Origin of the sequence: Ichthyobacterium seriolicida (assembly GCF_002369955.1) — a bacterium.
Classification (GTDB): Bacteria; Bacteroidota; Bacteroidia; order Flavobacteriales; family Ichthyobacteriaceae; genus Ichthyobacterium; species Ichthyobacterium seriolicida.
In genome coordinates, this window is record NZ_AP014564.1 from 999,403 (window position 1) to 1,012,350 (window position 12,948).

At 33.2% G+C, this 12,948-nt stretch carries 6 protein-coding genes; 5 read left to right on the plus strand and 1 reads right to left on the minus strand.

What is annotated here, in order from left to right; translation table 11 throughout:
• Positions 1–187 precede the first annotated feature (187 nt).
• Positions 188–3,130 carry a T9SS type B sorting domain-containing protein gene (locus JBKA6_RS03715; RefSeq protein WP_096685978.1) on the plus strand — a complete coding sequence of 981 codons (2,943 nt, stop codon included), beginning with the start codon at positions 188–190 and terminating at the stop codon, positions 3,128–3,130.
• A 217-nt stretch (positions 3,131–3,347) separates the two neighbouring features.
• Entirely contained in the window at positions 3,348–6,227 is a 2,880-nt protein-coding gene (locus tag JBKA6_RS03720; protein ID WP_096685980.1) for a DUF5018 domain-containing protein, read from the plus strand.
• Positions 6,228–6,440: 213 nt separating this feature from the next.
• Here the strand turns inward: JBKA6_RS03720 and JBKA6_RS03725 are convergent, their stop codons facing one another.
• Positions 6,441–7,136, minus strand: coding sequence for a DUF3575 domain-containing protein (locus tag JBKA6_RS03725; protein WP_096685984.1), 696 nt, complete (start codon positions 7,134–7,136; stop codon positions 6,441–6,443).
• Between the two features lie 152 nt (positions 7,137–7,288).
• Between JBKA6_RS03725 and JBKA6_RS03730 the strand changes: the two genes are divergently transcribed.
• The 3 genes from JBKA6_RS03730 to JBKA6_RS03740 all read left to right on the plus strand — a co-directional run bounded on the left by JBKA6_RS03730 (position 7,289) and on the right by JBKA6_RS03740 (position 12,921).
• Positions 7,289–8,551 carry a replication-associated recombination protein A gene (locus JBKA6_RS03730; protein WP_096685986.1) on the plus strand — a complete coding sequence of 421 codons (1,263 nt, stop codon included), beginning with the start codon at positions 7,289–7,291 and terminating at the stop codon, positions 8,549–8,551.
• 150 nt (positions 8,552–8,701) lie between these two features.
• On the plus strand, positions 8,702–11,380 hold the full coding sequence (locus tag JBKA6_RS03735; protein ID WP_096685988.1) for a hypothetical protein: 2,679 nt from the start codon (positions 8,702–8,704) through the stop codon (positions 11,378–11,380).
• Positions 11,381–11,868: 488 nt separating this feature from the next.
• Positions 11,869–12,921 (plus strand): hemin-degrading factor, encoded by a 1,053-nt coding sequence (locus JBKA6_RS03740; protein ID WP_096685990.1) that lies wholly within the window; start codon positions 11,869–11,871, stop codon positions 12,919–12,921.
• The last annotated feature ends 27 nt before the right edge of the window (positions 12,922–12,948 follow it).

Consider the following 12,948-nt stretch of genomic DNA (forward strand, 5'->3'; position numbering starts at 1 on the left):
TCATTTGGCTTGAAATGCCCTTGTCTGTTTCTCCATGGGAGATAACACATACTTGGCTTTAACTAAAAATATCTGCTTAAATTTAGTTAAATTTCCAACTAAAACATTAATTCAAGTCAGTTAAAAGTATTTTTATATAGTAAAATAATAGTATGTTTACACTAACTTTTTATCAAAATCCTAAGTTATGAAACAGATTTATAGAGTGCTGCGCTTATTATTTCTTAGTAGTCTTTGCTTTATAATTAGCACTTCTTTCTATTTTTCTCGAAATAGTTCTAGCGTTATTGCTATTAATGAACCTCAAATCATAAAATTTGAAATAATAGATGCTAATGGAAAGGTTATAACTAAAATATGTGATATAGATCAAGGAAGACTTAATAATTATTCTATTCAAATAACATATACAGGAGACTTTTCAGGCATTGAAGAATTAATTGTTAAAAGTGCTAGGGTTACTGATACAAGTGTAGTACCGAATTTCGATACAACAGGTAGTATAGATGTCAAAAAAATAGTTACCATATCAAATGCCAATATAGGATTTGAGGGAAGTACTGTTTACAAACAGCCTATAAATTTTCCAAGATTAGTTGTAGGCAAGCACAAGATGAAAATTGGAGAGCCACATGGGTCAGGCTTTAAACCTGGTGGTGTAACAAAGGAATACAAAGATGTATTTGAAATTATCAAAAATCTAGACCAGCCTTCTATAGCAGAAGGAACAGCAGTAGCAGGAACAAGAGCAAATGAAAAGGAGCTTTATGTTGCTCCTAATGAGAAGGCCACTTTGACATCCTCAGAAAAAGAGCAAAGACATGAACGGACTATAGCATACGAATGGTATAAAGACGGGCAAAAGATAGAAAATAGCGACAATAGATCTATTTCGGTAGGAGCAGGAAAGTATCAAGTGCTCCATAAGACAGTTAGATCTGAAACCTCAGATATTGATTGTGACTCTTCAAAATCTTATCCAGTAACAGTAAAAGAGTACTCTGTAGAGATTGGAGTAGATATTGGAGATTGTAATACTGGGATAAAATTAACTGCTAATGTTGATAAGATCCTAAGAGGATATACAGCTACATATCAGTGGACAAAAAATGGCACAGATGTCAGTGGCCAAACTAATCAAGAATATACAATAACTGGTACTGATAAAAATGATACAGCTCAATTTTCTGTAAAGGTAAGAATAACTAAAACTTCTGATGGCACTGTAGTTTGTGAAAAAGTAGAACCTAAAGAACCTTTTGATTTTTCAAAGCCAACTATTGAGATAAAGACCAGTTCTAAAGAAAACAGGTTGTGTAAACCTAATCCTTTTATTGAAGATACACCTAGTATTACAATTTCTGCTACCGACTTAACAGAAGCTAAAAATGAATTACAAACAGGGGCAGCATCACAAATTGAAAATGTAAAATGGTTTAAAGATGACACCCAAATTGCTGGCAAAACAGTAGTCCCACTAGAAGTGACTGAACCTGGAAAATATAGGCTAGAATTAGATATAGGGGATCAACATTGTATAGGTCTAAAAAGCCAAGAGATAGAGATATTAGAGCCTTTAGATTTAAAGGTTAGTTCAAAGTTAAAAAACAACTATTTATGCGGAGGAAGTAATGCTCTAAGTGTGAGCTTTGATGGAGAGGCTTTTGCTTCAGCTGAGGAAAGTGCTTTTTCATGGTATAAAATGGATGCGCCTGCTCCTGCCGTTCCTGCCGCTGATCCTGGCGGAGCTCTTGTGCATGCAGGCAAGACTTTTACACCTACAGAAATAGGCAGATATTACGTTACAACCGAATTGCTAGGCCCTGATGGCTGTGTAACATATAGTGACCCTATAGATATAGTAGAAATGCCAAATCCTGCTATAGAACCAGCTAATCCTGAGATAATATGTGGCAAGCCTCTTAGATTAGAAGCAAAGGCTACAGTAACAGAAGAAGTAGATTATGTATGGGAAAAAATAGGTCCTGATAGTTCTTCTAATGCTGTTAATAGAGAAATTTTAAGCTCTACTAGCTCCTTAGTAGTAGGAGGGGATACAGGTTTAGGCTCTGGAACCTATATGGTAAGTATAGTTACTAAAGACGGCTGTAGTAAAGAGGCCGAAGTAAGAGTCACTAGTGGAAGAAGAACATTTCCAGCAATAACATTAACGTCATCAAGAATAGCAACATGTGCAGAGTCAGATATATTGTATTCTAAAATAACTTATGCTACAACTCTGAGGGCTACTGCTGATAGTCATCTTGGAGGAGGAGAATACAGATGGTATAGAAATAAAGTTGAGATACCTAATGAGAACACAGAAAGACTTGAATTAGAAGAATTCCGCTCTGGAGAATATGAAGTGTCATATGTAGATGGAACCTGTAGTTCGGATCTGTCTAATCGTGTTGAGGTTAGGCCTAAAAGTTTAGAAGCTCTTATCTCAGCCACCTATTCTGGTTTCTTGTGTGAGGCGGAAAAACAAGTTACCATAACGGGAAATCCAATGATAGGAGAAGGAGATGGAACATATCAATGGTATAAAGACAATGAGCTTATTCCTGGAGCGACTAGTAGTACATATAAAACGGGTGAACTCGGAAAATACCATTATGTATTTGATCACAAAACAGCCAAATGTAAGATAAAGAGTAAATATCTAGAAGTACAAGAATCGGATATGGGAGTATATGATCCAGTGAGATATTTAAAGAGAGGAGAATACACATCTTTTGTGGCTTATGGGGGGAAAGAGCACGTTTGGAATACAGGTGCAAGATCATATAGTATCAAAACCGATCCTGTATATGAGGACGGAGAATACATAGTAGATATCACTTCTGAATATGGCTGTAAAAAGAGAGTTGTGTGTAAGGTAATAGTAGACAACGGATTAACTAATATACTAACCAATCAAGATAGTTGGAGCATTCCTGAGGAATACAGAAAAGATAATATAACTATTTACATCTACGATAGGATAGGTCGCTTGATTTACGAAAAAAGGAACTACGACAATAGTTGGTCTTTTGAAGGGAAAAACGGAGGTACCTATTATTACATTCTTAGAATAACAAAGGATGGCAAGATCACAGATATAAATGGCTATATAACAGTTCTTAGATAAATTGATTTTGACTAAATAAAATCCTAATTCCCAAATCTTCAAGCTCAATTACAAGTATTTATTTTAAATAAATATCAGCCAAAACAAATATTACTACTATCTTAGCTAAGACATTTAATTCTTCGTCTTTAGGCAAAGAATTGGATTAAAATTTATGGCTAATCCTTTTAATCCTATGGGATTTAGTAGATTATTGTTTTATTAAATTATTAAAATTATGTTTAAAAAAAAATATCTTGTAAAGAGTATTATTTTCTCTTTTGTATTGTTGTCGGCTATTATTTTCTCCTGTGATAAAAAGAAAATTATACAAGACGATTTAAATATATGTATAGAATCTTTTTCTCTACTTAATTCTGAAAATACTGATAAAAAATTAGGTTCTGATATAACCTGTGATATAGATATTGACAATCATACTATATCATTGAAAGTTCCTAATGGAGCTATTTTAGAAGGGCTAAAGTTCAGTATAAAAACTTGTGAAGGGTCTAGCATATCTCCTGCTAGTGGACAAGAAGTTAATTTTGAAGTTGTAGAAGAATCTGCTACTGATGAGGTTTCTGAGGAATCTGCCAAAAAGCCATCTACTCAACGTTATAAAAAAACATTTATTGTTACAGCTAAAGATGGAAAGACTCAAGAATATACTGTATATATAACTAAAGAAGCGGCGCCAAAGTTGACTGAGTTTAAAATATCAGCTGATGCTGCTAAAGGAATAAAAACAGAGATATCTGCTGTCATAACTGATGACACTGATACTGCAACAGGCAAAATATTATTAAAAATTCCTTACAAAGGAGCTATTACTCTAACAGGATTAACACCTGTTATCAATGTTCCTGAAGGTTGTACTATAGATCCAGCTGACGGATCAGAAATATCTGAAGATATTAATGTTAAAGAGTTCACTTTAACAAAAACTGATACGGGTTCTCAAAGGGTTTACACTGTAGAGGTAGTTAAAGGGCCTTATATTGAGTCATTTAAGTTTGCTGCTACTTCTTCCAGCGGAAGTTCTACTAATGCAGGTATAAGTACTGAAGTAACAGGGGTAATCGATCACATTGTTGGCACTATATCTGTAATAGTTCCTAATGGTGTCACTTTATCTAGTTTAACTCCTACAATTACAGTGGGGGAGAACACTAAAGCTGAATATATCCCTTCTGCTCAGACAAATTTTAGTTCTAATGTTGAATATACAGTAACATCTTCTAATCCTTCAGCTGCTGATTTTACTAAAGTATATACAGTTTCTGTAACTCAAAACGCTGAACCTGCTATATCTGAGTTTAAGTTTTTGAATAGCAATAATGGTAGTAAAAATCTTGTAGGTGATATTACAGGTGAGATTAATGGCAGCGATATAATTGTTAAAGTTCCTTATAACGCAGAGTTAAATGGATTAACTCCAACTATTACAGCTTCTTCTGCTTTGGCTGACACTCAAGTATACAGTGGAGATGCTGGACAAGCCGCTATTGCTGCTACTGACTTTAGTAATTCTCATGCAGCAGCTGTGAAATACAGTGCAGTGGGTCCTGCTGGAGGAAGAAAGGTATATTCTGTAAAAGTTTATAAAGAGCCAAAAATAAATACGTTTAAGTTTACTAGTAGTGTTAATTCATCAGCTGGGTTTCCTACTAGTCCAACTGAATATGATGGCTCAATTTCAGGCGACGATATAACTATTTTAGTTGCTAATACAGTTAAGGTAACAAATTTAAAAGCTTCTATTACTGGGGATAATATTAATACTACTAATCCTATAAATATAACTTTTACCTCTACTAGTGATACTTCTCCTTATTCTGCAACTATTGAAGTTCAGAATGAACATTTATCATCTTATACTAAAACATACACTGTAACTCTAACTAAAGAAGCAGCTCCAAAATTGACAGAGTTTAAAATATCAGCTGATACTACTAAGGGTATTCAAAGTGAAGTAACTGGTGATATAACTGATGATGATTCTAATTCTGCTTCTACTGGAACAATAAAATTGAAGTTTGATCATAAAGTTTCTAATCGTAATACTGATATTGATTTGACAGGATTAACGTATACTAATGAACCTATTGCAGGATGCACTTTAACTCCTGGTACTCCTTTAGCTAGTAACAGTATTGCTGGTCAAACATTTATTTTAACTAAAGATGCTACGGGGTCCAAAAGAGTTTATGCTGTAACAGCAGTTAAAGGACCGTTTATTAAGTCTTTTAAATTTGGTACTGGCAATACTGGCATAAGTTCTGATATAAGTGCAGCAAGTATTGATCATAATACTGGAGCCATAACTATAACAGTTCCTGCTACGGTTAATAAGGATTTATCATCTGGTACTGATAATAAGGTAAGTCTAACCCCTACAATTGAGTTGGGAGGAGATACTCCTACTATTGTTTCTCCTAATACTGGAGTTTCTACGGAGTTTACTAGCGGCACCGCTGTTTCGTATACAGTAACAGGTGCAGATGGAATGACAAAAACTTATCAAGTTACAGTAACTAGAACAAAATCAAATCTAGCGCAGATTACAAAATTTACAATTGATAGCACGAATGGTGATATTACACACCCTGATACTGGTAATGGTGATAAAGGTAGAATAGTTGTGCCTGTAGCTAACCCTCCAACAGGAACAAAAACTCCTACTATAGAAAAATCAGATTATGCTACTGTAAGTCCAAGTACAGCTCAAAATTTTACTTATGAAAATCCTGTTACATATACTCTAACAGCTGAGGATACTAGTACACAAAAAATATATGAAGTTTATATACATGATTCTACTAAAACTATAGCTAGTAGTGATAGTTTAAAACTTGCAAATAGCAGTAGTGCCGAGATTACTCCAACTTCTAAGGATATTAATGAAACTACCAGGGTTATAACTATTACTGTGCCTGCTAGCACTACCAATCTTAATAATTTAACACTTACTTTGACTGGTGCTTCTTCTGGGCTTAGCATAGAGCCTACTGATCCTCAAGATTTTTCTGGTGAAAAAGAAGTAAAATATATTCTTAAGGAGAGTAGTGATGTAAAGGGGCATTATTGGGTTAAGGTGGTTAAAGGAACCAATTAGATAAATAATTCCATACTTATTCAACTCTAAAAAAACAGGCAGTCACTTATTATGGCTGTCTGTTTTTGTTTGTATAATTTTTCATTTCTAAACTAAGATTTTCTTTAAAAAAGAAAAATTGATCTTAGTCAGGTTTTTATAAAAAGAGCCATTCCCCTAAAATAAAGGAATGGCTCTCTTATAACTAGATGTTTTTTTTATTCTCAAATGAGTTTAAAAAGAATAACCCAAGGATAATGAAACAGATGGTTCAATTTGTTTAGCAGTTTTGGTTGTTTTGGTAACAGTAGCTGTTGTCTCATTGGCTGCTATCGCTGCCGCTAACGCTGCAGGAGGCGTAAGCTCTGATTCAGTGGTGCTATGTTTATGCATGATTCCAGCTGTGATATCCAAAGAAATGTTACCAGCTATAATAAATTGATAACCTATATTCAAACCAGCATCATAAATAGTTGCTTGAGTTTTTGAAGCTGCAATATTTTGAATTTTTGTTTTAAAATCAACGTTGGAAAAATCGAAGAAAGGAGATAAATAAACTCCTGTAGGAGCATCACCATAAAAATAGTATTTCAAAGCGATGCCTGCTCCAAAAATTAAATTAGCATCGATTTTCGCTTTACTTTTTTCTAACGTTTCATTTTCCTTCTGAGTTAAAAATTTCATTCCAATATTACCTCCTAGCTCAACAGATAAATTGCCAGTTATAACTCTCTCGAAACTAATAGGCAAAATTCCAGCAGCATGCTCGTAATCCATAACAGTCCTAGACATTAACAATGCTGATTTGCCAAAACCTAATTTAATAACATTCTTGGCATCTGTTTTTCTGTCCTCGTCGGTTGATTGTGCGTTCACAGATAAGTTAACAACTGTAAAGGCTAACACAAATAATAAAAGTTTTTTTTTCATAATTTTTTAATTTTAAAATTAATCTCGTGCAAAGATATATATATTTTTAAAACAGCAAAACTAATATCTATTTAAATCGCAAAACAGCGCAAGATCAATGATTCCGCTATATTTCTTAAAAAAATAATTCCTTATTTGTAATTTTACCGATTATGAATAGTCCCTTATACGAAAGAGTTCGTCCAAAAAACATAGAAGATTACATAGGTCAACAACACCTAGTTGGAAAAAAAGGAATGCTGACTTTTAACATAGAAAGAGGTATTATACCTTCGCTAATATTATGGGGGAACTCTGGAACTGGAAAAACTACATTAGCTAAAATAATTGCAAACTCATCTGGGAATCCCTTTTATACAATAAGTGCTATCAATTCTGGAGTTAAAGATATTAGAGATATTATTGATAAATCAAAAAAAAGAGATTTCGCATCCTCAAAGAACAGTATCCTTTTTATAGATGAAATCCACAGATTTAGCAAATCTCAACAAGACTCTCTCTTGAACGCCATAGAAAAAGGATATATAATATTAATTGGAGCTACTACAGAGAATCCTAGTTTTGAAGTTATCCCACCTTTACTATCTCGCTGTCATGTATACACCCTTAATCCTCTTGATGACAATGAATTAATAGCTGTATTAAATAGGGCTATAGAAAAAGATGCAATAATTTCTAAAAAGAAAATTCACCTAAAAGAGATAAACGCTCTTTTGAGAATATCTGGAGGAGATGCCCGAAGGCTTCTAAACACTTTTGAATTAATTGTCGATAACCAAAATGAGATAACCATTACAGATGAATTAGTTTTAAATAAAGTTCAGAGCAATATTACTTATGATAAAAATGGCGCAAATCATTACGATATAATTTCAGCATTTATAAAATCTATTCGTGGAGGCGATCCTAATGCTGCTGTATATTGGCTAGCTAGAATGATCGAAGGAGGAGAAGACGTAAAATTTATAGCTAGAAGGTTGATAATTTTAGCCTCAGAAGATATAGGAAATTCTAATCCTACAGCTCTCATATTAGCCAATAATACTTTTCAATCTGTGTCTGTTGTTGGCTTGCCAGAATCTAGGATAATATTGAGTCAATGTGTTATTTATTTATCGAATTCTGTAAAGAGTAATTCATCATATACAGCTATTGAAAAGGCTCAAAGATTAGTCAGGGAAACTGGGAATCTTCCCGTTCCATTACATTTGAGAAATAGTCCCACTGAGATTATGAAAAACTTGAAATATGGAAAAGGGTATAAATATTCCCATGACTACGAGAACAATTTTATAAATCAGGAATTTTTTCCAGAAGAAATCTCTAAAACGCAATTGTACAACCCTGGCGATAATCAAAGAGAAAACCAAACTAGAGAAGTGTTAAAAAATAGATGGAAAAAATATAAATACTAATCTGATTTCAAAAGAAGCACAACTAAATAATTACTACTATCTTAGCTGATGTTTAATTCTCTCCACTTAGGAGAAGAATTGGAGTGAAATTTTGGCTGATACTTTGATATTAAAAGTGATTGGCGGGTTATAATTAATTTTTTAAAAAATATGAAGACATTTTCTTTTGTAAAGAGTTTTATTTTCTCTTTTGTATTGTTATCGGCAATTATTTTCTCTTGTGATAAAAAGAACATTATAGAAGATGATTTAAATGTATGTATAGAATCATTTTCCTTATTGCATTCTGAGAATCAGGAAAAAAATTTAGAGTCTGATATAGACTGTCAGATAAATGCTGAGAATTATACTATATCATTAACAGTTCCTCATACAGCTGTTTTAGATGGCTTAAAGTTTAATATAACACTCTGTGAGGGGACTACCATATCTCCTGCTAGTGGTGAAGAAGTTAATTTTGAAGTTGTAGAAGAATCTATTGAGAAAGAAGCTACTACTGAAGGGATAGCTGAGGAATCTACTAAAAAGCCTTCTCCTAAACGTTATAAAAAGGTATTTACCTTAACAAAAGGTGGTAAGGCTCAAGAGTACACTGTCTATATAACTAAAGCTTTAGCTAGTGATTGTTCTATTAGTTCTTTTAAATTAGAGAAGTCTAAAAATGAAAATAAGATTTTTGCAGATAGAGAAGGTAAAATTACTGAAACTGATGGAGCTAATACTATAACATTACACGTTTCTGAATCTGCCACTTTAACTGAGCTAAATCCTACAATAGTTCATACAGGAAGTATTAGTCCAGGAGATCCTACTACTACTGAAACTGCCGATTCTGCTGGCGCTAATATTACTACAATTACAGTAAATTATACAGTAACTGCCGCAGATGGAAAGACAACAAAGGTTTATGCGGTAAAATATATCAAAGACTTATCTTCCGATAATAAAATTTCTGCATTTTCTTTTATAAAAGATGCCAACGGTAATGTTAATACTGGCTTAAAATTAACTAGGTCTTCTGCTGATATTGCTAGATCTGGTGATGTTGTAATTGATAACACTAATGGAACTATAAAGGTAAAAGCGTCTACTGCAGCAACCATAACAGCTTTAACTCCTACTATAATCAAGCATGCTAGTGCTACTATAAGTCCAGCTATTGCAGCTCATGATTATAGCACTAACAATAACCAAGTTTATGCTATTACAGCTGAAGATGGTCAAACAAGAGAGTATACCGTTTCTGTTGATAAAAGTTTGTCTAATGCAAAAGAAATAACCTCTTTTACATTTAAACATTCTGTAAATTCTGATAAGAATTTTAGTAACACGGATTATTCAGCAGCCAGTATACCTGCCGCTACTGGAGATGATGATGTAACTGTGAATATCGCAAAAATCCCAGCTAGTATTGCAGTAACAGGCCTTAAACCTACTATAGCAGCTAGTCCTAATGCTACAGTAAATCCAGCAGATGGAGAGGCACAGAATTTCACTAGAGGTACAGAGAAAATTTACACTGTGACGGCTCAAGATGGTACTGCTAGAAAATATAAAGTGACTATTCCTGCATTGGATGCAACAGCGCAGATAACTTCTTTTATAATTAAACAGGCAGATCATACTTCTATTAGTCCAAGTATTACAGCAGATATGACTATAACTCCTACATCCAGTGCAGGCGCTCATACAATAGATATAATATTAGATGGAGATGATCAGACTACTGTAAATCTTAGTCCTGAAATAGTATTTACTGGTTCTAAAGTAGAGCCAGCATCTAAAGCGCTTACTACATTTACATATGGCACAGCTCAAACTTATACTGTAACCGCTGAAAATGGTAATACCAAACAATATAGTGTAACTGTAAAGTCTTCGAATTCTAAGATGAAATCTTTTAAGTTTAAATCTAGTGATGGAACTAATCAGAGTACTGGGAAAATTGTTAAAGAAGTAGAGGGTGCTATAAATAGTAATACTGTAACTGTTAAGGTTCCAAATAATGCGGTTCTTACTAATTTAACTCCTGAAGTATTAGGAAACAATGGCTCTACAGTTACACTTAAAACAGGAGGAGAACTTGCTAATACAGCGCAAGATTTTAGTAGTGATAAAACTTACACTGTTACTGCTCAAGATGGAACTACAAGCGATTACACTGTAACTGTAACTAAAGAAGATGCGCCACAGTTGACAAGCTTTAAAATAGGGGCTAAGGCTGATAATGGTATTGCAGCTGAGGTAAGTGGTGAAATAACTCAGCCTAGCGGCAGTAGTAATGGCACAATAAAGTTGAGCTTACCTAAGAATAATGAACATGAAATTACTTTAACAGGATTAACACCTACTATCGAGCCTAATGCTGATGGATATACTGTAAGTCCAACTAGTGGGACAGCAGTATCTGAAAGTATTGAAGGTAAAAAAATTACTCTAACAACTACTCTAGGTTCTACCTCAGAATATACTGTAACAGTAGTTAAAGGTCCGTTTATTAAGTCGTTTAAGTTTGTAAAAGATACTAGTGGTAATAGTGATAAAAATCTAGGTTCTACTGATGTTGATGGGGCAATTGATCATGCTGCTGGTACTATAAAATTAGAAGTACCTAAGGATGTGACTATGGATTCGAGTGGTAGTGCTAATACAGTAACCCTAACTCCTACAATTGAGGTTGGAGGAGATACTGCTGCTGTTGATCCTGCTAGCTTAACTGCTCAGGCTTTTACTCCTAACGGGAGTACTGCTGTTACTTATACAGTAAAAAATTCTACTGATACAACTTTTACTAAAACATATACTGTAACTGTAACTAAAGCTAGTTAGATAATTATTTCAGTTTAATCTAAGAACAGATATCATATCTATCAATTTTCCTAAGTATTATCTACAATGAAGCTGTCTCAAAACCGAGGCAGCTTTTTTCTTTTTTTAACCCAGATTATTCATAGTCATATGAATTGTTCAGTTAAAAATATTGTTTTACTCAGTATTTCGGAGTAATTATCAATCTAATTCAGATTATAAATAATGTACTTTAATTTCCCACTTTTGGGCTTTATGTAAAATGGTTATTTTTGGTTAAAGCCCTTTAAAATTAACACTTACACCCAACATTGAAATATAACCGTGAATAATCCAGATTAAATCGATATAATGTCTCTTAAATTTGAAAATACTATATTACTTTTGAGAGCTATAAAAGTAATAGGAGCTGGTTATGAAATACTATATTTGATTTTTATTTACTGACAAACGCTTGTACTATTAATTGGAAAATACATTACCTTAATATATAATAAAATAACTTGAAAATGGACGATATCACTATAAAGCCCAATTTAAAAGAAAGATGGGAGACATTTAGAAATCTTAATCCAAATAAGAGAATTAAAGATGCTGCCCAAGAGCTAGGAGTTAGCGAATTAGAACTATTAGTTACTGAGTGTGGAAACTCTGTAATTAGATTACAGCCTAAATTCAAGGAAATATTAATGGAAATTAAATCCTTAGGAAAGGTAATGGCATTAACTCGTAATGAGTATTGTGTACATGAGGTAAAAGGGGAATACAAAAATCCTATATTCAAAGATGATAACTTGGGTTTATTTTTAGGTGAAATAGATCTTAGATTTTTTTTGAATCATTGGCATAGTGTTTTTTCTGTGCATGATAATATGAAAGGGAAGGATTTATATAGTTTTCAATTTTTTTCTAGTACTGGCAAAGCCCTCCACAAAATATACTTGATGCCAGAGAGTAATATTGATAACTATCACAATTTGGTGAATAAATTTAAAGATGAAAATCAAGAGGATTATGAAATAGTCACTAAGGTCGAGAAAAATCCTAAAAATGATTTAGATGATCCTAAAATAGACCTAGAACAATTCCATAGAGAATGGAAAGAGATGCAAGACACACATGAATTCATGTCTATTTGTAGAAAGCATAAATTAAATAAAATACAAGCTTTCAATTTGGCGCCGAGTGAACATTATGCCAAAAAAATTCCTAATTCTGCAGTTGTTGAAGTAATACAAGAAGTCGCTTCTAAAAGTATACCTGTTATGATTTTTGTAACCAACCCAGGGAATATACAAATCTATACTGGAGAAATAGAAAAGACTTCTTTTCATAATGAGTGGTTTAATGTACTTGATTCTGATTTCAATTTACATCTAAATGCAGATAAAATATCTCAAGCTTGGGTAGTTAGGAGGCCATCTGGAAAAGATGGAGAAGTATCAGCTTTAGAAGTTTTTGATGAAGACGAAAATCTAATAGTTCAATTATTTGGTAAGCGAAAAGAAGGAAGTCCAGAATTACAATCTTGGAAAGAACTATTAATGAAATATACTAAATAGGTATATTCTTTTGAACCAAAAACTAAT

Excerpts from the sequence above, each read along its gene's own strand:
- JBKA6_RS03740 (WP_096685990.1), top strand. The coding sequence starts at position 11,869 with ATGGACGATATCACTATAAAGCCCAATTTAAAAGAAAGATGGGAGACA.
- JBKA6_RS03720 (WP_096685980.1), top strand. The coding sequence starts at position 3,348 with ATGTTTAAAAAAAAATATCTTGTAAAGAGTATTATTTTCTCTTTTGTA.
- JBKA6_RS03730 (WP_096685986.1), top strand. The coding sequence starts at position 7,289 with ATGAATAGTCCCTTATACGAAAGAGTTCGTCCAAAAAACATAGAAGAT.
- JBKA6_RS03725 (WP_096685984.1), bottom strand. The coding sequence starts at position 7,136 with ATGAAAAAAAAACTTTTATTATTTGTGTTAGCCTTTACAGTTGTTAAC.
- JBKA6_RS03715 (WP_096685978.1), top strand. The coding sequence starts at position 188 with ATGAAACAGATTTATAGAGTGCTGCGCTTATTATTTCTTAGTAGTCTT.
- JBKA6_RS03735 (WP_096685988.1), top strand. The coding sequence starts at position 8,702 with ATGAAGACATTTTCTTTTGTAAAGAGTTTTATTTTCTCTTTTGTATTG.